The sequence below is a fragment of the Pseudomonas sp. EB271-G4-1 genome, from assembly GCF_058791355.1.
On the sequence record NZ_JBYTEO010000057.1, the window covers coordinates 1 to 23,481 of the forward strand.

A 23,481-nucleotide genomic window follows, 5' to 3' on the forward strand; every position below is an offset into this window, starting at 1 on the left:
CTGCGATCTTTTGATTCTGGTTTTCAAGATCAAAAGATCGCAGCCTGCGGCAGCTCCTACGGGTGTTAAGCGTGATTACAGGTTCTCGTAGCGATTCATGTCCAGCACGCCCTCTTCCACCGGCTCGGTTTCGTGGATATAGCGGCTCAGGTCATGGAAGTACTGCCAGAACTGCGGATGACTGCGGCGGACTCCCCAGCGCTCGACGATTTTCTCGAAGCGCTCGGCATCCTTGGCGTTTTCCATCGCATCGACGAACTCAGGCACCTGATCGGCGGCAATATTGAACATGAAGTTCGGGTAACTGCTGAGTACGCCCGGGAAAATGGTGAGCGTATCCAGCCCCGGTTGAAACCGTAGCGACTCACCCAGCAGGAACGCCACGTTGCTGTGCGCCCGGTTGCGCAGCAGGCTATAGACCACTCGCTGCCCACTCGCCGTTTCGACGCGCAGCATGGTCGCTTCCGGCAGTTGATCGATGACCCGCAGGCCTGCCGCCGGACGTGAGGCCAGGCGACTCAACGCCTGCTCGGTGGCCTGCAGCGCCGGGTCGATGTTCGGCCGCGAGCAATACGCGCCGTCGCAGCGGTTGATCGGATCAGGGGTGGCGTTCAGCTCGCCGTAGCGTGCCAACAGTTGCATGGCGAAGTCGCGCTTGGGGTCCTTCTCATCGAGTTTCAGTGCGGTCGGCGTGTCGTCATCGATGGCCTCATAGTCCAGCCACATCTTGAATTTCCCGCTGTTCTGGTACCAATCGTCGAGGTAGCCCTCCCGGGAGTCCGCCGGCATCAGGCGCAGGAAGTTCTGCTCGGCGCCATTGCGGATCAGGTCGAAATACAAGCGCGTCTGGGCCTGGTGGGAAACATTGCCGAACACGTCGAAATTCACCGCCAACTGGTAGTAGGTGCGCTCCAGCAGCGGGAAGTCGAACAACCACATCGTCTGTGGTACGTCGCCCATCAGGCCCTTGGTCACCGCGGCGCTGTCGAAATGGCGGAAAATGCTCAATAGTGCGTTGTCGTTGCCAGCCCACAGGCTCGACCAGCTCGGCGCCGGCAGATCGGCATAGCTGTCCCGGCGCAGGGCTTCGTATTCGTTACGCTTGTCGCGGTAGTCGTGCCACAGGCTCAGGACACTGCCAACGTCGTCGTTCTGCCCCGGCATCGCCAGCAACGGCGTCGCCTGGCCGCGGTAGTTCGGGTCGATGATGTAGAGGTCGTGTTCCGGTGCCTGGAACAACGCCCAGAAGTTGTCGCGGATCACATCGGTCGCGATTTGCCCACGGCAGACAGGGCCGCGAATAAAGGTGCGCACAAAATACTCGGCGTTATCGAGCATGAATTGATAACGCGCCTGGGCCGGGATCGCTTCGAAGGTGGTAAACGGATTGGCCCGGCGTTCCGGGCCGTAGCCCGGCAAGGCGTTGACCTGCCAATTGCCGTTGTAAAACAGGCTTTTGACCCGGGCCAGCTTCGCCGCGCTCAACGGATAAGTGATGTGCGTCTTGTGCACGATCACGCCCTGCACCGGCCGCAAGCGGTAATACACCTGAGTGCCGGGGTCGTCGTTCGGCCGACGGGTGTTGATCAGGTCGATGGGCTGGCCGGTCGGCGTGCGAGATCGCACCCATTGGAAGAAATGCCCCGGCTCGCCGTCCTTGAAATAGAGGTGCGCGAGAAACCAGTGCTCGAACAACCAGCGCCCCACCAGACTCTGTCGCGCGCCCGGTGCGTTGAGCAGGTTCTCCCACTGCACCACTTGCAACGCTTCCTTCGCGCTGGGCACCAGGGCCTGTTCATCGATCGGCGCACCCGAGGCCAGCCAGCGTTGCAGCGTCTGGTATTGCTGGTCGGTCAGGCCGGTGACCGCCAAGGGCATGCCCTCCTTGGGATGCGCGCTGGCATAACCGTCGAACTCGGCAGGCAAGGCGCACATATTGTTGCGATTGAGGCCCAGGACGATGTCCTCGGGCAATTTGGCATTGGGTTGCAGGCGATTGGTATGACCCAGCTCAAGCATGCGCGTCATCAATGCCGCCTGATTGCCCTGGGCGTCGAGCACCGACTGGAAGCCTTTTTGTTGCCAGGCCCGCTTGCCGAACGCGTCATAGAACAGTCGGCTCGGCGCAGCAGCCTGGCTTCGTTCACCGTCGTACACCGGGACTTTCGTCGCGCCACGTGCCGCACCTTCGCCGCTGCCCAGATTGAGCTGACAGGGGGCGTCGTTGCAGGCATGGCAGGCCACGCACTTTTCGGTAAAGATTGGCTGTACATCGCGGGTGTAGGAGATTGCAGGGGAAATCGCGGGACTTTGCGCGGACGCGCCCCAGCTCAAAAACATCAACACACTGGCGATGACGACGCGATACGACATGTCCCTAGTCCCGATCCTTTAGAAAACGCCGCGATTCTACCGGGCTGGACGCCACACCAACATGAGCGATATTCATGAAAAACCCGGACATGCTCTAAAAGCGCACAGGTTTGCTATCATCCCGGCCCTTCGTCATGGTCTTTCCGAGTAGTCCCAATGTCCGATCGCAGCGTTCGCCTCCAAGCCCTCAAGCACGCCCTCAAAGAGCGCATCCTGATTCTCGATGGCGGCATGGGTACGATGATCCAGAGCTACAAGCTCGAAGAGCAGGATTACCGTGGCAAACGTTTCGCCGACTGGCCGAGCGATGTCAAAGGCAACAACGACCTGTTGGTGCTGACGCGCCCGGACGTCATTGGTGGCATCGAGAAAGCCTATCTGGATGCCGGTGCCGACATCCTGGAAACCAACACCTTCAACGCCACCCGGATTTCCATGGCCGACTACGGCATGGAAGAACTGGCCTACGAGTTGAACGTAGAAGGCGCTCGCCTGGCGCGCAAGGTCGCCGATGCCAAAACAGCCGAGAACCCGGACAAGCCGCGTTTCGTTGCCGGCGTACTCGGCCCGACCAGCCGCACCTGTTCCTTGTCGCCGGACGTGAACAACCCGGGCTACCGCAACGTGACATTCGATGAACTGGTGGAAAACTACACCGAGGCCACCAAAGGCCTGATCGAGGGCGGCGCCGACCTGATCCTGATCGAAACCATCTTTGACACCCTCAACGCCAAGGCCGCGATCTTTGCCGTACAGGGCGTATTCGAAGAACTGGGCATCGAATTGCCGATCATGATTTCCGGCACCATCACCGACGCCTCCGGCCGCACCCTGTCCGGGCAGACCACCGAAGCGTTCTGGAACTCCGTGGCCCACGCCAAGCCGATCTCGGTCGGCCTGAACTGCGCCCTGGGCGCCAGCGAACTGCGCCCGTACCTCGAAGAGCTGTCGAACAAGGCAGGCACCCACGTTTCCGCGCACCCGAACGCCGGCCTGCCCAACGAGTTCGGCGAGTACGACGAACTGCCGGCGCAAACCGCCAAGGTCATCGAGGAATTCGCCCAAAGCGGCTTCCTCAACATCGTCGGCGGTTGCTGCGGCACCACCCCGGGCCACATCGAAGCCATCGCCAAGGCCGTGGCTGGCTATGCGCCACGCCAGATTCCGGAAATCCCCAAGGCCTGCCGTCTCTCGGGCCTGGAGCCGTTCACCATCGATCGCAATTCGCTGTTCGTCAACGTCGGCGAGCGCACCAACATCACCGGCTCGGCCAAGTTTGCCCGCCTGATCCGTGAAGACAACTACACCGAAGCCCTGGAAGTCGCCCTGCAGCAGGTTGAGGCCGGCGCCCAGGTGATCGATATCAACATGGACGAAGGGATGCTTGATTCGAAGAAGGCCATGGTGACCTTCCTCAATCTGATTGCCGGTGAACCGGACATCTCCCGCGTACCGATCATGATCGACTCCTCCAAGTGGGAAGTGATCGAAGCCGGTCTCAAGTGCATCCAGGGCAAGGGTATCGTCAACTCGATCAGCATGAAAGAAGGCGTCGAGCAGTTCATCCACCACGCCAAGCTGTGCAAGCGCTACGGCGCCGCCGTGGTAGTGATGGCCTTCGACGAAGCCGGCCAGGCCGACACCGAAGCGCGCAAGAAAGAGATCTGCAAACGCTCCTACGACATCCTGGTCAATGACGTCGGCTTCCCGCCGGAAGATATCATCTTCGACCCGAACATCTTTGCCGTGGCCACCGGCATCGAAGAACACAACAACTACGCCGTGGACTTCATCAACGCCTGCGCCTACATCCGCGACGAACTGCCCTATGCATTGACGTCAGGCGGCGTGTCCAACGTGTCGTTCTCGTTCCGCGGCAACAACCCGGTGCGCGAGGCGATCCACTCGGTGTTCCTGCTGTACGCGATCCGCGCGGGCCTGACCATGGGCATCGTCAACGCCGGCCAGCTGGAAATCTACGACCAGATCCCTGTCGAGCTGCGCGACGCCGTTGAAGACGTGATCCTCAACCGCACCCCTGAAGGCACCGACGCCCTGCTCGCCATCGCCGACAAGTACAAGGGCGATGGCAGCGTCAAGGAAGCCGAGACCGAAGAGTGGCGCAACTGGGACGTCAACAAGCGCCTGGAGCATGCGCTGGTCAAGGGCATCACCACGCACATCGTCGAAGACACCGAAGAGTCGCGCCAGTCCTTCGCCCGCCCGATCGAAGTGATCGAAGGGCCGCTGATGTCCGGCATGAACATCGTCGGCGACCTGTTCGGTGCCGGCAAGATGTTCCTGCCGCAAGTGGTGAAATCCGCCCGGGTGATGAAACAAGCCGTGGCGCACCTGATCCCGTTCATCGAACTGGAAAAAGGCGACAAGCCGGAAGCCAAGGGCAAGATCCTCATGGCCACCGTGAAGGGTGACGTGCACGACATCGGTAAGAACATCGTCGGCGTGGTGCTGGGCTGTAACGGCTACGACATCGTCGACCTAGGCGTGATGGTACCGGCGGAGAAGATCCTGCAGGTCGCCAAGGAGCAGAAGTGCGACATCATCGGCCTGTCCGGCCTGATCACGCCATCGCTGGATGAAATGGTCCATGTGGCCCGCGAGATGCAGCGCCAGGATTTCCACCTGCCGTTGATGATCGGTGGCGCCACCACGTCCAAGGCGCACACGGCGGTGAAGATCGAACCCAAGTACAGCAACGATGCGGTGGTGTATGTCACCGACGCCTCTCGCGCTGTCGGCGTGGCGACCCAGTTGCTGTCCAAGGAACTGAAGGCCGGCTTCGTCGAGAGAACCCGCGAGGAATACATCGAAGTGCGCGAGCGCACCGCCAACCGCAGCGCCCGTACCGAACGCCTGAGCTACGCGGCGGCGATCGCCAAGAAACCTCAGTTCGACTGGAGCACCTACACGCCGGTCAAGCCGACCTTTACCGGCGCCAAGGTGTTGGACAACATCGACCTGAAAGTCCTGGCCGAATACATCGACTGGACGCCGTTCTTCATTTCCTGGGACCTGGCCGGCAAGTTCCCGCGTATCCTCCAGGATGAAGTGGTCGGTGAAGCCGCTACGGCGTTGTATGCCGATGCCCAGGAAATGCTCGCCAAACTGATCGACGAGAAGCTGATCAGCGCCCGAGCGGTGTTCGGCTTCTGGCCGGCCAACCAGGTACGCGACGACGACATCGAACTTTACGGCGATGACGGCAAGCCCCTGGCCAAGCTGCATCACTTGCGCCAACAGATCATCAAGACCGACGGCAAGCCGAATTTCTCCTTAGCTGATTTTGTCGCACCCAAGGACAGCGAAGTCACCGACTACGTGGGCGGTTTCATCACCACCGCCGGCATCGGTGCCGAAGAGGTGGCCAAGGCTTACCAGGACGCTGGCGACGATTACAATTCAATCATGGTCAAGGCCCTCGCCGACCGCCTGGCCGAGGCTTGCGCCGAGTGGCTGCACCAACAGGTGCGTAAAGAGTACTGGGGTTACGCCAAGGACGAGACGCTCGACAACGAGGCGTTGATCAAAGAGCAATACAGCGGCATCCGCCCTGCCCCGGGCTACCCGGCGTGCCCGGATCACACCGAGAAAAGCACCCTGTTCGCCCTGCTCGACCCTGAGGCCAGTGAAATGCGCGCCGGCCGCAGCGGTGTGTTCCTCACCGAGCACTATGCGATGTTCCCGGCGGCGGCTGTCAGCGGTTGGTACTTCGCGCATCCGCAGGCGCAGTATTTTGCCGTGGGCAAGATCGACAAGGACCAGGTGCAGAGCTACACGTCGCGCAAAGGTCAGGAATTGAGCGTCACCGAACGCTGGCTGGCGCCCAACCTTGGGTATGACAACTGATTGATCAGAGCCTTGGGCTCTGGAGGCAGACCTGTGCTGACTCCAGAGCTTTGCCGGCTGAAGATCAGGCCTGTGCGCCCAACTCGGCTACCTCACGTTCGCTGAGTGTGGTCAGCAGTTGCAGGCGGTTGGCTTTATTGACGGTATCCAGGGCGTCCACCTCCTGCAGGTAGGCCGTATTGAGCTCCGGATATTTATCCTCCAGCTCACTGACCTTGTCCTGGAAATCCTGTTGCACCCTGGTAATCTCCCCAGGGTATTTCTCCTCCAGATAGTCTCGCCAGTATTTACGCGCGGTCAGTTGCTCGATGAACACCGGCGTCTTTTCCTCGGCGAGGATCATTGCGTACGCTTCGTCCAGATCCGCTGGCGTCACCTGCGCCAAGCTCTCGTACACCATGCCTTTGGGCTGGCTGGGCAATTCAAGACGCTGAGCCAGGCCGACTCGATAGGCCAGGCGAATCTCGGCAGGATCGATAGCGGGCCTGAGCCTGATACGCGTTTTGGCAATCTCCTCGACCTGCGCCAGGCGGAACAGGTTTCTTGACAGTTTCAGCAGCTCGCGACCTTTGTGTTCCGGGGCAATGGCCTTCAAGGCATTGAACTCATAGACCTCGATTTCCAGCTCGTTGAACAACAGTATCCGACCGTCACCACAGGTCGCGCGACTCCGTAGTGCCTTCGACAGAACCATTAACCGTTCGCTCAGCGCTTGATCGCCATAAGCGGCTTCAAGGACACGCCAGACGCGCTGCGTGAGGTCCACGCGATCGGCGACAAAGTCCCGGGCATGCTGGAGTTGCGAGAGAATGTATGCAAAGTCCTGGGTGGTGTCCTGCTCCATCAAGGCACTCCACATCTGGTGTTTTTCCGAGTCTGCCGCCACGCCGGCAAACCACCGCGCCTTTTGTACTTGCGGCGTCTCATGGTCGGGATGAACCTCCTCATCAGAGCTCTCGAAACTGTCGCCCGATTCAGGCCCGTAGCCTTCGAGCAGTCGTTCAATCTCTTGCGAGGTAAACCCCAAGCCAACGCCCGTTTCCTCCATGTACTGCTGCAGTCGTAACATGTCCTCCAGTTCCAGATCGACGTTGTCGGTCATGTTGGTGCCGGCCATCAAGGTAGCGTGCTCAGGCAGCAAGGCAGCGGGAGGAATTGCCTCTATATGGTTGCGACTCAGGTTGAGGGTCGTCAGCGCCGGCGCTTCCAATGCCCCCTGGGGCCATTCCCAAAGATTGTTGTTGCTCAGATTCAGCCCTTGCAACTGCTCAAGACCGGTGACATCAAAGCTGGCAATGCGGTTCTCGCTCAAGTCCAGCCATTGCAAATGCCTCAGCGAACGCAACTGGCGCGACAACTCATCACTGGCACGCAGATCGTTATACGTGGCGCTCAACCGGGTGAGGTGTTCACATTGCCCCACAGCCTCAGGCAAAGTGCCCAGGCCGTTGCGATTGAGCGTCAGGCTACGCAACCGCGGAAACGAATGCAGGAACGCGTCCGAACTTTCCGTGAGCCCGACACCGCTAAGGTCCAATGCACCGATATGCTCGAACGTGACCGGCAAGGCCGGCAAGTCGCCGATGATCAGGCCGGTGAAATCAAGCACAGCATCGGTCGGTGCTCCCTCGGCCGCGGGAACATCTCGCAAGGTGGCTCGCCAGCACTCCAGAAGCTGGTCAGCCGCCCGGCGGCGGTCTACCGCGCTGACCCAACCCTGGCGACTGCGAACGGCCGGAACATCGATCCAGTCATTCAAATGCTTGATCAATTGCGTCTGCTGTTGCTGCCACTCGACCAGCCGGGCTTCAATTTCCAGGGCAGTCATACCCTGGGCAAGCCATGCGTCGATCCGTTCAACGGCTTGCGTATCACCCAGCTGAGGATCAAGGCGCTGCAGTCTGGAGGCTGCGGTCCGGGGCAAATCACCTTCGCCGGGCTCCAGATGCAAAGGCAATAAAAAGTCCGGGTGCTCCGATACTTCATCCGGAAAGAATTCCGGATCGCCTCCGGTTCGTCCGGCCGACAGGTGCACTGGCGCAATAGCCATCGGGTTAAGGGATGACGTGCGTTGCGCATATGCCCGCACCGCCGTCACTGCTTGCGGGCTCAGCCGGCAACCTTGCAGCGAGGTTCCCGCCAACAGCTGATCATGCCCGGTCAAGGCTGCGGCAGGGATGTCGGTAATGCCACTGTGATTCAGGGCCAGACGGCGCAGGTTGGGCAATGACAACACGCCCTCGGGCCAGTTACGCAGATGGGTATGACTCAGGTCCAGGCTCTGCAGGCCGGTCATCGAACCGACCTCAAGCGCGTCGAGCCGGTTGTACGCCAGGTTCAGCGTTTTCAGGTGGGGCAAGCGATTCAACCGCGCTTGCGCTGACGCCGTGATCCTTATCTGATTGAATGAGAGGTTCAACTCGCTGAGCTCTCCGAGCGCATCAATGGCCTGCGGCAGCCCGGTCAGTTGGTTGGTGCTGAGATTGAGGGAACGCAGTTGCGCAAATCCACTCAGAAACTCATTGACCTGCACGGTCGAAAGCCCGCTGCCACTGAGGATCAAGCTGCGCACATGGGGAAAGGCCGAATCGCCGAGCTCGGGTAAATCGCCCAGCGGCCCAAACCCCGTCAGGTCCAACACTTCATTCACTGCGTCACCTTGCCACCACGATGGACCTGCCAAAGGCTCCGCGGGGCAGTACCGTGCACGCAGCCCCTTGCGAGCGGACTCGCCGATTCTTTCAGCGATCAGCTCACGGTGCGCGATCTCCATCTGCCGGCCATCGACCCGCACAACCCTGCCCTTCCAGGCGTCCAATGACTGAGTCAAAGCCAGATGCTGCTCGTGCAGTGCATCAACCTTTTCCAGCAATGCCCGTCCCGATAGCCCGTCGCGACTGAAACGCGCCATTGCGTCTGATGCAAAGGTGTAATCATTGGGTGCCAGCTTCGACAAACGTCCTGCACAGTACTGGGCAATCATTTGTGGCTCGTTGACCAGATGCGCCGGGTTTTCATGCACATACTCAAAGGCCTTCAAGAAAGCTTGCGGTTCCAGGGCCGCCCAATCCAGCTGCAGGCAACGCCATATCGACTCCCGCCCACTGAACAACTCGTCAGGCAGCGATTTGATCGGCATTCGCTGTAGATCGAGGGTTTCCAGCCTGTTCAGGCCCGACACCCCGGTCGGCCACTCGGTCAAATTCCCCGCCAACCTCAAGGACCGCAGATTCGTCAGCGTGCCGAAGTCCATTACACCGATATCGCCCTTGAGCGACAGCTGCTCCAGCTGCGTCATTCCCTGTAGCGCCTGCACCAACTGCGGCGTATAGGTCTGCGATGCGCCATCAACGGCGAGCTCGGTAATCTCTGTCAATTCAGGCAGTTTTTCCGCCAGAGCCGCCATATCCCGCACTTCCACGGAGAGATCCAGCTTTTTGATCTTTGGAAACCGCTGAAGCAGTTCATTGCCCGAGTTACCGATTAGCTGCCCAGTGTCCAGTTGCACACTACGCACATGGGAGAAATCGGCTTTCCACTCCGGCAACGTGTCAGCACCGCTTAAATTCAGATGGAAAGCGGGCTCAAACTCTCGGTAAAGACCATAGCGCCAGCAATGGATCAGCCGATCGGCGATCACCCGGCGTGACTGCCCACCAGCAGGGGCCGGCACGACAGCGTCGACCCAGTTGTTCAATGCGGTTTCCAATGCGTCGAATTCCCGCTGACGGTTGTTCAACAGATTGAACACTTGCTGGTCGGTGTCCCCCGCGCTCAGGCGGTTTCTGACGAACTGGCTGGCTTGCGCATCGGAGATGTTCGGGTAAAGGTCGCGGACCCTGGAGACCAATGCAGCATCATGAAAGCCGACACCACGACCACTGGCCAGGTAACCCAGGCGGCCATTGGGCAAACGCAGCGATGGCCCGGGGCCATTCAACGGGCGCTGTTTCAAGATTAGCGCCATGTCGTTGCGATGAGTGCTGGCATGGTTCGCCAGTTTTCTTTGCAAGGCCTGGCCCTGATGACCTTCCAGGGTTGCCTTTGTCGCGTTGGGCAAGAACTCCAGCAGCGATTCATAGAGATTGCGGCCATGGGCGGGGATGTTGTTGAGAGGCCTGCCTTGGGCGTCGTATGCGCGAAAATAGCCATCGCCCTTGACCAGGTAATTGCGAAACGTCGCACTGTCGCTGCCAACGCTGTCCAGCAATGGGCCCTTGATCGAGCCGGAACGCAGCTCCACGCGCATATCCATCGACCAACCGGGCCATTGCTCCAGGCTGTGCAACGCCAGGCGATCGCTGGCCACAGACGCCATGCTCTCCAGATGCAAACCGCAGAGCGCCCGGTTGAGAGCGCCCTGCTGTAAATGGACACGAATTTCTTGCGCCTGGCGCAAGGGTATTTTTGTGCTGCTGCGCAATTGGGCCAGCTCGGCGGCACTGGCATTGCCCAGCACCTGTCGCGCACCCTCCGGCGACAACGTAGGGAAACTGCGCTGCAGTCGTTGAATATCGGTATTCGTCGTCTGCTGGCCAGCGAGCAGTCGGTCGACCAGGGACTTTTTGCTATCCAGGGCGCGGTTGGCCAGGCTGTCCCTGAACATCTGCACGCGGTTCGCGTCTTGTTGTGCGCTGCGTGCGCCGAGTAACCGGGTGATTTGTGGCTCGTCAAGCGCCCCTAATATACGTTCCGGCAATTTTCCGGCCTGCACTTCGGCTCGAGTGATCTTGATCGTGGGCTTTACATTGTTGCTTGCCGACGCTGAACCGAAGCGCTGCGACGCCCCCCGGGGTTCCGGTCCCTCGAAGACTTCCAGGACCTCCTCGACGGGCCAGTCCGGCAGCCCAACAGCCAGCGGTACGACAGCCTCGCCAGCACTGCCCAGGTCACCGCCGTTGCGGATCTGATCAATCAACTGCTGCACTTGTTGATCAGCCTTGAACGATCTGATGGTCTCGGCCAATTGCGGCGGCGGTGGCTGGAGATCGATGTGCATCTGGCGCAACGCATCATCGCTGACCCCGCTGGCCTCGGCAATTTGCTGTAACTGCGCATCCGAAAAAACGTCCATCTGTGGCCCGATTCTGCGCAACAACGTTGGGCGGTCCCACTCCAGCGGCCTTTCAAGCGTGTGCTGCCAGGCGCCGAGCTGGTTATGCCGCAAGATCGGTTGATAGGCCTGGGGATCGCTGGGGTGCTGGATCCGCCATTTTTTCAGCGCCGGGTCGAAGCTCTTTTCGTAGACATTGCCCTCGTATCGAATACAGGTCTTGTCCCCGACCTTGTATTGCCCCAATGCATTCGGCTCGAGCCCCTCCACAGACACACTGCTCTTGTAGGGGGCCAGGTCGGGACTCCACAAACGCGGCTCACCAAAAGGCGTGGTGATCCTGGTCATCCTGCTGACAAACCGCGAGTTGATGATCGGCGGCGCCTTGCTGGCTACCGCGCCCAACACGGCCATGAAGGCTACGTTTTGCACAACTGACGTGAGATGGCTCCAGGCCTCCTCGGCGTCCCCCTCTTTCCACGCCTCCACCCCTTGGTAAACCTCGTAGGTCAGTTGCACGGCGGTGACGGCGAGCATGACCTCACCCAGTCCCGGCACGAAAAAGGCTGCCACGTTCAAGACGCTCAACCCCCATTCGGCATAGTGTTGGAGTCGCATCATCCAGGCTTCGTGGTCGACCTCGGCGGTGGGTATGGCCAACAGCCTGGCATTGGACTTCATTCTGGCCAGATGAAACTCATAACGGGCTGCGAACACTTCGCCATCAATGAAGCTTTCATCCATGCCCAAGTCGACATTCTCGTTCCACACCTCGACATACATGCCATTGAGGAATGCGCCCGGCGCATAGGGTGGGCCGGGATAAACCGGAGCCGGGTCCCATTTCTGGACCTTGAGCTGGCGCTTGAGCCGGTGGAAAAAACGACCGGCCTCATCTTGCGCGACAAAGCCGGCAAAGAACCGCTGGTAACTGACGGAACGCAGCTTGATCGCCAGGTCACGGGCAAACTCGCGGCCAGAGGCATACGCCTTGAGGGGGCTGATGGGATCGCCTGGAATGTAGACGATGACTCGTGAATCAGGCACCAGTTTGGCCAGTTCGGGTGTGAACGGCAGAAGAAAGAGCCAGGGATTTTGCAGGGTCGCTCTGACTTTGCGCGATGCAGCGCCAATAATCAGCACGTCATTCAATTTAGAGCCAAACACCTCCACCCGACTGTGGAGGACTGACTCGCCATCGAGTCGTTCCTGCGAGGTACCGTCGAGCATCGCCAACACCGTGGCATGGTCTGCGGTGTCAATGTCCGACCTCATCAGAGCGATATGCGCCTGCACGCGCATCCGTTGCTTGTCGGCCGCAATCGTCTGCTGGCGTACCGTCGCAGCCTTGTCGGGCGCATCGAACACCGCCGTCAGATGGTCCTGATACTGCTTGCCCACGTCCAGTTCCCGGCACAGGCTGGCGAACGCCGCGGGCTTGATCGACAACTTGTCACGGAGGCTGTAGCGCACCTTCGCAAACGGATACTGGGTGCGTTCGTCGTAAAGATGCTGCTCCAGTGCCCCCACCGGCGCCAGCGCGCTGGTCTCCTGCAGGGCAATGCCGTCGAAAGGCTCATTTTCTTCGAAGTTTCGCAGCGCCGCTTGCAACAATGACTGCTCTTCGGCCAGGTTGGGCGAACGCATATGAAACAGCGCCGTGTTGACGACATCCGGCGCCTGACCGAATTTTTTCTGCAATGCATCCGTCAGCAATGGCTTGGCGAACTCGGTGATGCCTTTGAAATCCTTGAGAGTCGTGGCCAGCGCCTGGCTGGAAGCGCTGCTCTGTGCCTGACTGTCGAGCAAGGCCTGGCGCAATGCCTGGGATGCCTTGGCATACAGCTCAGGGTACGCCTTGATGAATCGCTGGGCTGGATTGCGTGCCTGTGTCATGGCCTGGAGATGGGGGGTGACCAGGTGACGCGTCCAGTCGGGAAGACGGCTCTTGATAAACGGAACGTGAAATCCCGGTTCAGCGGGTATGGAAGGGTCCGGCATGATGTCGCTCCTGATGCTCGATTGAGAGCGCATCAGGACACCACGGCCATCCGGCGGCATGGCGGTACATATTTATGGGGGGAAACGGGCAGTTTGTTTGGCTATGCTGAGATCTCACACCTTGCTGAAGAGGGATTTATGGACGATCCAGTCGATAACAAGCCACCCACGTTTTGGCAGATGCTCCACAGCGTCATGGCGGCGGCGTTCGGGGTGCAGAGCGGGAAAAACCGGGCGCGGGACTTCACTCACGGCAAACCCAGCCATTTTGTGATCCTGGGGATCTTGTTCACGGCAGTATTCGCAATGACACTGTACGGCATCGTGCAGTTGGTGCTGCTTTTAGCCGGGGCATGAGCCATCAGCGTTGCGACCTGAACGGATGTCGAACGGCGTAGAAAAACTTCGCTATTGATCGTCCCGGGCCTCCGGAAAATTCGCCGCGCATGACAGCCAGCGAACCGACAAGCGTCGGCAGAGACCCGGACGGGTTGGTTTATTGGTGACTGACCCAGAATACCGCAGTGCCGACGACCAGGATGATCAGGAACAGAATTGCCCAGGCATCGACCGAACTGTCGCTTTTCCGTGCTTTGGTTGGGTTGCTCATTGCATCGCCTCTTGTCGGTTTTATCGGTGATTGCAGAAAGACTCGATCACAGTAAAGACGACGATTGCCCGCACCACAAACAGGGACATTGCAACAACGATTCTCATTAGTCCTTTTGGTTCTTTACATATACTCAAACATCACTTTTGCGCATAACTACAAACTGGTATCTTGCCCCGGCTCCCTAAGGAGTGCGCGGCCGTGCGCGCAGAATTGCAGAGGCTCTTGGACTGCGGCAAGCAAAAAACGCAGCTGTATCCGAGCGACCCAAGCCTGAGAACAGGACTTATATGTACGTATACGACGAATACGATCAGCGGATCATCGAGGACCGCGTCAAGCAGTTCCGTGATCAGACCCGACGCTATCTGGCAGGCGAGCTGAGCGAAGAAGAATTCCGCCCCCTGCGCCTGCAAAATGGCCTGTATATCCAGCGCTTCGCGCCGATGTTGCGGGTGGCCGTGCCTTACGGCCAGCTGACGTCGCGCCAGGTGCGAATGATGGCCAAGATTGCCCGCGACTACGACAAGGGCTACGCCCACATCAGTACCCGGCAGAACGTCCAGTTCAACTGGCCGGCCGTGGAAGACATCCCGGACATCCTGGCTGAACTGGCCACCGTGCAGATGCACGCGATCCAGACCAGCGGCAACTGCCTGCGCAACGTCACCACCGACCAGTTCGCCGGTGTCGCTGCCGACGAGCTGATCGATCCGCGTCCGTGGTGCGAAATCGTCCGCCAGTGGACCACCTTCCACCCGGAATTCGCCTACCTGCCGCGCAAGTTCAAGATCGCCGTCAACGGGTCGACCTCCGACCGTGCCGCCATCGAAGTCCATGACATCGGCCTGGAGCCGGTGCACAACGCCGCTGGCGAGCTGGGCTTCCGGGTGCTGGTCGGCGGTGGCCTGGGCCGTACTCCGGTGGTTGGCTCGTTCATCAATGAATTCCTGCCATGGCAAGACCTGTTGAGTTACCTCGACGCCATCCTGCGGGTCTACAACCGCTATGGTCGTCGTGACAACAAGTACAAGGCGCGCATCAAGATCCTGGTCAAGGCGCTGACGCCTGAAGTCTTCGCCCAGAAAGTCGACGCGGAAATGGAACACCTGCGCGGTGGCCAGACCACGCTGACCGAAGCCGAAGTGCATCGCGTCGCCAAACACTTCGTCGACCCGGACTACAAGGCGCTGGACGACCAGTCCGCCGCCCTGGCCGAACTCGACCAGCAACACCCAGGCTTCGCTCGCTGGCGCGCGCGCAATACCCTGGCGCACAAGAAGCCAGGCTACGTGGCCGTGACCCTTTCTCTGAAGCCGACCGGCGTTGCACCGGGCGACATCACCGACAAGCAGCTCGACGCCGTGGCCGACCTGGCCGACCGTTACAGCTTCGGTCAATTGCGTACTTCCCACGAGCAGAACATCATCCTGGCCGATGTCGAGCAGGACAAGCTGTTCACCCTGTGGGGCGAGTTGCGCGAGAAAGGTTTCGCCACGCCGAACATCGGCCTGCTGACCGACATCATCTGCTGCCCGGGTGGCGATTTCTGCTCCCTGGCCAACGCCAAGTCGATCCCGATCGCCGAATCGATCCAGCGCCGTTTCGACGACCTGGACTACCTGTTCGACATCGGCGAACTGGACCTGAACATCTCCGGTTGCATGAACGCCTGTGGCCACCACCACGTCGGCCACATCGGCATCCTCGGGGTGGACAAGAAAGGCGAAGAGTTCTATCAGGTTTCCCTCGGTGGCAGCGCCAGCCGCGACGCCAGCCTGGGCAAGATCCTCGGCCCGTCCTTTGCCCAGGAAGCCATGCCTGACGTGATCGAGAAGCTGATCGACGTGTACATCGAACAACGTACCGAAGACGAACGCTTCATCGACACCTACCAGCGTATTGGCATCGACCTCTTCAAGGAGCGCGTCTATGCAGCGAATCATTAAGAACAACGAAGTCGTCGACGAAACCTGGCACTTGCTGCCCAAGGATTTCAGCATCGATGAGATCACTAATTGCGACGACTACATCGTTCCGTTGCAGCTGTGGCGCGAACACAGCCGTATGCTCCTGGCCCGCGACGGTGGCTTGGGCATCTGGCTCGATGCCGATGAAGAAGCCGAGGAAATCGGTGAAGACGTGGCGCAGTTCCAGGTCATCGCCCTGAACTTCCCGGCCTTCACCGATGGCCGCAACTACTCCAACGCCCGTTTGCTGCGTGACCGTTACGGTTTCAAAGGCGAACTGCGAGCCATTGGCGACGTGCTGCGCGACCAGTTGTTCTACCTGCATCGCTGCGGTTTCGATGCGTTCGCGATTCGCGCCGACAAAGACCCGTACGAAGCCCTGGAAGGTCTCAAGGACTTCTCGGTAACCTACCAGGCTGCCACCGACGAACCGCTGCCGCTGTTCCGTCGCCGCTGAACAAAATAAAAAGCCCTGGCTCCATACGGCGCCAGGGCTTTTTTACATCGGCAGATCACTCAGAACTCGACTTGCGTCAGGCCCCTTTTTTTGAGTGCGTGCGCCAGTGCGGGCACATCCTCAAACAACTTCCCATTCATATTTCCCCAGTAGTCACCTTCTATGTACACGCTGAAGTCCGGCTTTGACTGGCTGGGTCGATGGCGCTTGATACAGGCCGCTTCAATTTCATTGTTTCTCGAACGATAGATAACCGATGAATCCTTACCGGGTCTTTCGTCGACCAGAAACATACCACTTTGCGGCAGTAGCCTTTCAAAAATGGCAAGCTCCCGTGGATCGCCTCGGTACTTACTTTCACTCATGATGCAACTTCCTTGCTGCTGTTAATATACTAGAGAGTCTAAACAAATTTTATAACCAGACAACATTATAATAAGTACAGAATATGTTTGCTTCCTGACCGCAACTTTACTCCCTTTGCTGTAAATCGGTGGCAAGTACAAACCTTCATGAACAAGTTAGCTCCTGCCATGGTTAATCTTCACCGACCGGAAACGGCTCCCCCATCGCCACCCAGTTCGCATGGAGCCTTGCACGGTTTTCCAATACGGTGAATACCGCGAACGGGTTATTGAAGGCGCCTTCCGGCATCGGAGGATTGAGGGTCAATCGCCCCCACAATTCATCTGAAGCATCCGCTTGCGATAGCAACTGCCATACCCTTGCCTGAAGTTCCGGATAATTGACTACAAAATCCGGAGTCAGGGTCAATGTACTCATGGTCCCCAGCAGCCTCCTGCCGCGAGGCTTGAGCGCAACACTATTCCAGACCTGAAGCCTTGGACCTTGCTGCCCCGCCTCCATACCGGTCAGCCAGGCCGCAGGACCCGCATACTCAGGACCTGGCGCATTCAACCACAGGTTGATGCCCGTTTGCTGACGATGGGTGACCAGCCTTTGCAATGTGTCCTCATCGGTCAACGGGTTATTCCACAGCAACACCCTGTCCGGGGCGATCGCTTGATTTAGCACTGCCTGCGGGACACGCCGAATCTGGTTCTCGCTTAGATCCAGGCTTGTCAGGTATGGCTGATCCCCGATCCCGATCGGGCAGCTCGTAATGCGGGTATTGCTCAAATTAAGAGTTCGCAACTGGTTCATTCCCAACACAATCGGAGGGATGCCCAATGGATTGTCGCTCAGATCCAGCGATTGCAGGTTCACCAACTGACTCAGTTGCCCTGCCGTATTTTCACTAAACGTCAGTTGAGTGGACTGCAAGTTCAGAGAAGTGAGGTGCTGCAACTGAGGAATCACCGGGGGCAGAACGCTCTCCATTTGGCCATCAAGGGAGAGTAATCGCAGGTCGGTATCTTGCAGGTTCAACACCCGTAAGTTGGGAAAGCGCTCGATGAACCCGTTGAGCGTTTCCCTTTCAACCAAGTGAAAGTGTTGAAGATCCAATTCGACGACATCATTGAATCGCACATTGAGCGCTGGCAATCGATGAAAGTCTTCATTACGCATGTTCATGCTGAAACCTTGGTCATGACTCCCTGAATAGTGGCTACTTTCGTGAGGATCGCGCTTTTGAAAGATTGCAACCAATTCATCAGCCAGTTCCTGCCTGATTGTGAGCTCGCTCGACATCGTAGTTTGCAGTAAATCGAAATTATGTAATGTGATTTCCCGGACTGTCATTCCCTCAGCCTCAGGATCCTCGGCTCGCAAGAAAGGGATATCCGTATCGTAGACATCAACCGAGACCTGAAGAAACCACGTATCCATGTCCACATGCAGCTGCTGCAGTTGCAGTTTTGTGCTGTCGATATGAGCCTGGCAATCGCTACCAAGCCGCTGCAACATTAAATCAGCGTCTTCATTGGAAAATTCCGGGTAGATCTCCTTAAGCTGCAATCTCATCGCATGATGAATCAACTCGGCATTTTGAACAGTATCCGGAAATGCTCCCCCTCTTAAGCCCTGCGGCTCGAAGGAAAGCTTCGAGTCCATTCTGGCAAGGCCAAGCGCCAATTCTGAACGGGATAACAGCCGGTCGTTGACCTTGAGCCTCAATTGAGCCGCTGGGCTTTTGGACGTCAGCCCCAATGCTGAACACTCGTCCGCGGACAGAATCTCGACAACAGCCTCATATAAATCTGGCGCCATGGCCGGCTGAATGGACAAGTCATTGTGAAGATAGCGTTCGCCGGACTTGATCACTGTTCGCAAATCGGCAGTATCCAGTGGACCACTACGATCGAGGAGTCGACCACCGATAGAACCTTCGCGGACTTCAATTCGTATTCCCGCAGGCCAACCAGGCACGTTCTTCAATGAGTGCAAGGCCAGGCTATCCGACTCGCCATTGACGATCGAGCGCAGATACAGACCTTCATAGGCACGATTGAGACGTACATGTTGCTGGTATTGGCGAGCCTTGCTGTCCAACTGGCTGAACAACCGTTTCGCTTCGGAAATATCCGGCAATGCCTTGAGATCGACGCCGTAACGATCAAGCATCTGTTCCACGGCGCCTTTGGGTAAATCGGGATATTGCCGTTGAAACAACCGCACCCATTCGTTCTCTGTCTTTTGCAGTGCCTGATAGCGATGATTGAACAACTCGGCACGTGCGGCAGGTGAGTCAGCCAGCCCTGCTACTTCCTGATCGATCCTGAAGCGCGCGATGGTATCGGCCAGTAACGGAGTCGGCGCACGCCCTGCCTGCATCAGGCGCAGCATGTCATCGTCGATTGCGCTGACCCTGCCAATCTGTGCCAGCACTTCGTCACTGAATGTACCTGCTGGGACACCCACGCCACGCAGGAGCTCGGTACGCGCCGGCAATGACAATTCCGACGCCGCCTCAGAAGGTTTCGACGGTGCGCCACTGCCTTCCAGTGCCTTGGCCACGCCCGTCTCCCCAGCCCCTTCGTGGCTGATCGACCCCGCCTCTGCAATCAGCGGCAGCGCATTGAGCACGCCGAATACCGTGCGGGTGATACCTTGCGAACGCTTGTCGGGTGTATCTCCGTTGATGGCCTGATCCAGGCCATAACCGGCGTCGATGAGTCCTGCAAGGGCCAACACCCCCTCGCCGCCGGGTACAAATACCGCCAGCGGACCAAACTGGTTGACCCATTGGACAATCGGTTCGACCACGGCACTCAGATTGTCGCGATTGACCTGTGCGTCGTCACGAATGGTGGCGGCACTGTCCCGCGCAGCCTGCTTCATCCCCAGCACAAGCTGTGCGAACGGATCGGTGGCTGGAGGCTGATCGTCAAAGCCGATGTAGTCGGCCGGATCCCAATAACCATCGTTGTTGAAGAAACCGGCATTGTTGGTCAGCCGATGCGCTTTCGGGTACATCGCCATGCCGTCCATCGCGGTCAGCACGCCCGCATGGAAAGTGCCATCCTGGCGATCAACCTCACTGAAGTGAGACGCCAAGGCCTGTTTCGTGTCGTTGGCGCTGCCCTGTCTCACCACCCATTGGTGCAACTGCGAAACGTTGGTGAACTCATGCAGCGGCGAGGAATTACCCGGGAGGTACATCAGCAGCCGATCACTGGCTGCCTCGCGAAACATCCAAATATCGGACGCGGTATAGCGATAAAGCTTCAGGCGGCTCGCCGTGACTTTCAGCGGCATCCGGGTGGGTGCTTGCAGCTGTTCGATCACGAGGGTTTCCCAGGACTGATCCGCTGGCAAACCGGCTGCCTGCATCGCCAGGGCAAGGCCCTTTTCGCTCAAGCGCTGTTCCTTACGCTGCAACCACGCCGCCATGACGAATGCCGCTTTGGTCGACGTTCTCAAGGGGTAAGGACTGGCAGCCGCGAGCACTTGGTCCGACGGCCAGGCGTGATCAAGATAGGTTTTATAGCGTTCCCGCAGGTCCAGTTCCCATACCCATCGCTTGAAATCCGCCGGCCTCAAGTCGATCTGGGTCAGCGGGCCATAGGTTTGTGGAACCGTTGGGCGATAAATGCCTTCGTACGTCTGATGATTGCCGCTGCCATGATTGGCGAATTCATCGACGTGCTCGACAATCCGCACGCAAGGCCCGATGTCCGGTGGTGTGTACAGACCGAAGGCCGTTTCAGCAAAACGTCCATCACCAACGATCTGGTCATTGGCCAGAAGCGCTTGCAGCAATGATTGCGAGCTCGCCACTTGTCCCTGCTCGATACCGTCCTGAGCAGGGTGACCTTGGTAATGGTAATCAAGCGTCACCAGCAAGGTCGTCTGCGGGTCGACGTCCGCCCCCCACTTATCCTTGATCAAGCGCTCGCCAAACTGGCTGGGGGATTGCGGCAGCGCGATGTCCACGACATTTTTCAGTTCATCGCGCAGTTGCAGGGACGACACCGGGGATAGGCCGGCATCATCTTGAGATAGTTCATTCATGGTGCATTCCGTTGCAGTCATTTCAGGACCACCACCCTACTCGACCCACTCCCCCAAAAAAGCGGGAGCGATTGACAGTGGCGATAGGAAATTTCGCTGCTTGGGGACGGAAAGCGTTCTGAAAGCCAAAAAAAATGAAACCGTGGCGATTACCACGGTTTCATTGGTTTAAAAACGTTGAACGTTACCAGAAGCGTTGCTGGGTCAACCGGCTCCACCAACTCAACAACACGCGATCAACCGAACCGCTGGCCGCGATGCCAATTCGTTCCGGCAGGCTTTTGCGTTCGGCGTAGTGCAAGTGGTAAAGCTCCGATTTTTTCGCCCGTTCGGCGAGGTATTCGTCGCTGGTCTTGAGTTCATCGACCAGTTGCTTGTCCAGCGCGGCAATACCGAGCCAGATTTCACCAGTAGCCACTTCGTCGATAGCCAGTTGCGGGCGATAGCGGGCAACGAAGTTCTTGAACAACTGATGGGTGATGTCCAGGTCTTCCTGGAATTTTTCCCGGCCCTTCTCGGTATTCTCGCCAAACACGGTCAAGGTTCGCTTGTATTCACCGGCGGTCAGGACTTCGAAATCGATGTCGTGTTTCTTCAGCAGGCGATTGACGTTGGGCAACTGCGCCACCACGCCAATCGAGCCCAGGATGGCAAACGGCGCGCTGATGATCTTCTCGCCGATGCAGGCCATCATGTAGCCGCCGCTGGCCGCGACCTTGTCGATGCACACCGTCAGCGGCACGCCAGCATCACGGATGCGCGCCAGTTGCGAGGAGGCCAGGCCATAGCTGTGGACCATGCCGCCACCGCTTTCCAGGCGCAGTACCACTTCGTCCTTGGGCGTTGCCAGGGTCAGCAGCGCGGTGATTTCGTGTCGCAGGCTTTCAGTGGCGGAGGCCTTGATGTCGCCGTTGAAGTCCAGCACGAATACCCGGGGTTTGGCGTCGGGTTGTTTCTTCTGTTTTTTATCGGTCTTGGCCTGGGTCTTGCGCAAGGCCTTGAGCTGGTCCTTGTCGAGCAATGTTTGCTCCAGGCGTTCGCGCAACCCTTTGTAGAAATCATTGAGTTTGCTGACTTGCAACTGGCCGGCTGATTTACGTCGACCTTTGCTGCGCAAGGCCGCAAAGCTGGCCAGCACCACCAGGATGGCGATCACCAGGGTCACGGTCTTGGCCAGGAAAACGGCGTACTCGGACAAAAACTCCACGGGGACTCCTTAAACGTTGCGCGGCATGCAAGCGCGCGGGATACCACCAGCATACCCATGCGCCGCTCCTGCTACCAGCCGTGAAACCTCTGGCAACAGGCCTGTAACGAGCATTTCAAACAAGCGTATGTTTTTTCATTGACAGCTCACCGTCATCCCCATAACCTCGCCAAACCTTCAACGTACCGGGATGACGCGGACGTGGGCAGTATCTATTTGATTCGACATGGCCAGGCCTCCTTTGGTGCAGACGACTATGACGTCCTGTCGCCCACCGGTATCCGCCAGGCAGAAATCCTCGGTCGGCACCTGGCCGAACTCGGGATCAGCTTCGATCGGTGCCTGTCGGGCGATCTGCGCCGCCAGCAACATACGGCCAATAGCGCGCTTGAACAATACGCCGCGGTGGGCCTGCCGGTGCCGATCCTGGAGACCGATAGCGCGTTCAATGAATTCGACGCCGACGCGGTGATCCGCGCGCTGTTGCCTGCCATGCTGGCGGACGAGCCACAAGCGCTGGACATCCTGCGCAACGCCGCACAGAACCGTGGCGAGTTCCAGCGTATCTTTGCCCTGATCATCGAACGCTGGCTCACCGGCACCTACGACACGCCGGGCCTGGAAAGTTGGCTGGGGTTTGTCAAACGCGTGCAGGCCGGCTTGCAGCGTATCCTCGAACAAGCCGACAACACCCAGAAAATCGCCGTATTCACCTCTGGCGGCACCATCACCGCCCTGCTCCACCTCATTACGCAAATGCCTGCCAAACAGGCTTTTGAATTGAACTGGCAAATCGTTAACACCTCGCTCAACCACCTGAAATTCCGTGGTCGCGAAGTGGCCCTGGCTTCCTTCAACAGTCATGCACACCTGCAGCTGTTGAAGGCCCCGGAACTCATCACGTTTCGCTGAGTCCGGACTATTGTGACCCTGGCTGTAATCACCCAGCTCTTATTACCAAAAAAAGGATCAAACCATGACCTCCGTAGCTGATGCCGTACAAGCAATGAAAGCCAAGTTCAACCCAGCCGCTGCTGCCGGTCTGGACCTGGTCTTCGGTTTCCGCATCGACGACACCAAGAACTTTTCGCTGGTCGTCAAGGACAGCACCTGTGAATTGCTGGAAGGCGAAAACCCGGACGCCCAGGTGACCCTGGTGATGGACGGCGAAACCCTGCAAGGCATCGTCAGCGGCGAAACCGACGGCATGCAAGCGTTCATGGGCGGCAAGCTGCGCGCTGAAGGCGACATGATGCTGGCGATGAAACTGTCCGAGCTGTTCCCGGCCTAAGCGAGCCGCTTACGACTTGCGCAAGCGTCCCTGGCTGCAAACGAATCCCGCCCCTTGTGGCGGGATTCGTCGTTTTGCGCGCCTGAAAACGGCTACCTGCGGATTTGCCGTCTATATTCCATCTGGCCGCATGCGGCTGCCGTAAGCGTTTACCCTCAACTCACGTTGCGCGGAGCACTGACATGAGCCCACCTGAGGATCACAACGGCGTCAACCGCCGCCATGTACTCCAAGGC

General features: G+C 58.6%; 11 protein-coding genes. 6 read left to right on the forward strand and 5 right to left on the reverse strand.

Translation table 11 applies throughout. The features are described from left to right. Positions 1-75: 75 nt before the first annotated feature. The gene (locus AC3WWR_RS23980; RefSeq protein WP_033041109.1) at positions 76-2,373 is read right to left on the reverse strand and encodes a fatty acid cis/trans isomerase; all 2,298 of its coding nucleotides are present in this window, start codon (positions 2,371-2,373) and stop codon (positions 76-78) included. 156 nt (positions 2,374-2,529) lie between these two features. Between AC3WWR_RS23980 and metH the strand changes: the two genes are divergently transcribed. Continuing rightward, positions 2,530-6,240, forward strand: coding sequence for a methionine synthase (gene metH, locus AC3WWR_RS23985; RefSeq protein ID WP_432668237.1), 3,711 nt, complete (start codon positions 2,530-2,532; stop codon positions 6,238-6,240). 64 nt (positions 6,241-6,304) lie between these two features. Here the strand turns inward: metH and AC3WWR_RS23990 are convergent, their stop codons facing one another. Then, positions 6,305-13,294: an NEL-type E3 ubiquitin ligase domain-containing protein gene (locus AC3WWR_RS23990; protein WP_492599126.1), complete on the reverse strand. Its 6,990-nt coding sequence runs from the start codon at positions 13,292-13,294 to the stop codon at positions 6,305-6,307. A 138-nt stretch (positions 13,295-13,432) separates the two neighbouring features. On the opposite strand from AC3WWR_RS23990, the gene AC3WWR_RS23995 reads away from it, so the two are divergent. The 3 genes from AC3WWR_RS23995 (at position 13,433) to AC3WWR_RS24005 (ending at position 16,331) form a co-directional block, all read left to right on the forward strand. Continuing rightward, positions 13,433-13,651, forward strand: a complete 219-nt coding sequence (locus AC3WWR_RS23995) for a DUF2970 domain-containing protein (RefSeq protein ID WP_020799147.1) — start codon at positions 13,433-13,435, stop codon at positions 13,649-13,651. 543 nt (positions 13,652-14,194) lie between these two features. Then, the gene (locus AC3WWR_RS24000; protein WP_020799148.1) at positions 14,195-15,853 is read left to right on the forward strand and encodes a nitrite/sulfite reductase; all 1,659 of its coding nucleotides are present in this window, start codon (positions 14,195-14,197) and stop codon (positions 15,851-15,853) included. Then, the gene (locus AC3WWR_RS24005; RefSeq protein ID WP_033041115.1) at positions 15,837-16,331 is read left to right on the forward strand and encodes a DUF934 domain-containing protein; all 495 of its coding nucleotides are present in this window, start codon (positions 15,837-15,839) and stop codon (positions 16,329-16,331) included. The genes AC3WWR_RS24000 and AC3WWR_RS24005 overlap by 17 nt, the downstream gene beginning before the upstream one ends. Before the next feature lie 59 nt (positions 16,332-16,390). Here AC3WWR_RS24005 and AC3WWR_RS24010 read toward each other — a convergent pair whose 3' ends face one another. From AC3WWR_RS24010 to sohB, 3 genes are all read right to left on the reverse strand, one after another. After that, entirely contained in the window at positions 16,391-16,696 is a 306-nt protein-coding gene (locus tag AC3WWR_RS24010) for a hypothetical protein (protein WP_033040238.1), read from the reverse strand. 172 nt (positions 16,697-16,868) lie between these two features. Further along, a complete protein-coding gene (locus AC3WWR_RS24015) occupies positions 16,869-20,747 on the reverse strand; it encodes a dermonecrotic toxin domain-containing protein (RefSeq protein WP_492599127.1) in 3,879 nt (1,292 codons plus the stop codon). A gap of 184 nt (positions 20,748-20,931) precedes the next feature. Beyond that, complete coding sequence (gene sohB / locus AC3WWR_RS24020; protein WP_492599128.1) at positions 20,932-21,954, reverse strand: protease SohB; 1,023 nt, start codon at positions 21,952-21,954, stop codon at positions 20,932-20,934. A 201-nt stretch (positions 21,955-22,155) separates the two neighbouring features. Here sohB and AC3WWR_RS24025 point away from each other — a divergent pair, with 201 nt between their 5' ends. Together AC3WWR_RS24025 and AC3WWR_RS24030 are read left to right on the forward strand one after the other, a co-directional pair. Further along, the gene (locus tag AC3WWR_RS24025) at positions 22,156-22,866 is read left to right on the forward strand and encodes a histidine phosphatase family protein (RefSeq protein ID WP_083349225.1); all 711 of its coding nucleotides are present in this window, start codon (positions 22,156-22,158) and stop codon (positions 22,864-22,866) included. A 64-nt stretch (positions 22,867-22,930) separates the two neighbouring features. Beyond that, positions 22,931-23,245, forward strand: a complete 315-nt coding sequence (locus AC3WWR_RS24030; RefSeq protein WP_008059234.1) for an SCP2 sterol-binding domain-containing protein — start codon at positions 22,931-22,933, stop codon at positions 23,243-23,245. Positions 23,246-23,481: the final 236 nt, after the last annotated feature.

What these genes read in the sequence shown, in the direction of transcription:
- AC3WWR_RS23995 (WP_020799147.1), top strand. Translation starts at nt 13,433, where the DNA reads ATGGACGATCCAGTCGATAACAAGCCACCCACGTTTTGGCAGATGCTC.
- AC3WWR_RS24000 (WP_020799148.1), top strand. Translation starts at nt 14,195, where the DNA reads ATGTACGTATACGACGAATACGATCAGCGGATCATCGAGGACCGCGTC.
- AC3WWR_RS24005 (WP_033041115.1), top strand. Translation starts at nt 15,837, where the DNA reads ATGCAGCGAATCATTAAGAACAACGAAGTCGTCGACGAAACCTGGCAC.
- AC3WWR_RS23980 (WP_033041109.1), bottom strand. Translation starts at nt 2,373, where the DNA reads ATGTCGTATCGCGTCGTCATCGCCAGTGTGTTGATGTTTTTGAGCTGG.
- AC3WWR_RS24030 (WP_008059234.1), top strand. Translation starts at nt 22,931, where the DNA reads ATGACCTCCGTAGCTGATGCCGTACAAGCAATGAAAGCCAAGTTCAAC.
- AC3WWR_RS24010 (WP_033040238.1), bottom strand. Translation starts at nt 16,696, where the DNA reads ATGAGTGAAAGTAAGTACCGAGGCGATCCACGGGAGCTTGCCATTTTT.
- AC3WWR_RS23990 (WP_492599126.1), bottom strand. Translation starts at nt 13,294, where the DNA reads ATGCCGGACCCTTCCATACCCGCTGAACCGGGATTTCACGTTCCGTTT.
- AC3WWR_RS24015 (WP_492599127.1), bottom strand. Translation starts at nt 20,747, where the DNA reads ATGAATGAACTATCTCAAGATGATGCCGGCCTATCCCCGGTGTCGTCC.
- metH (WP_432668237.1), top strand. Translation starts at nt 2,530, where the DNA reads ATGTCCGATCGCAGCGTTCGCCTCCAAGCCCTCAAGCACGCCCTCAAA.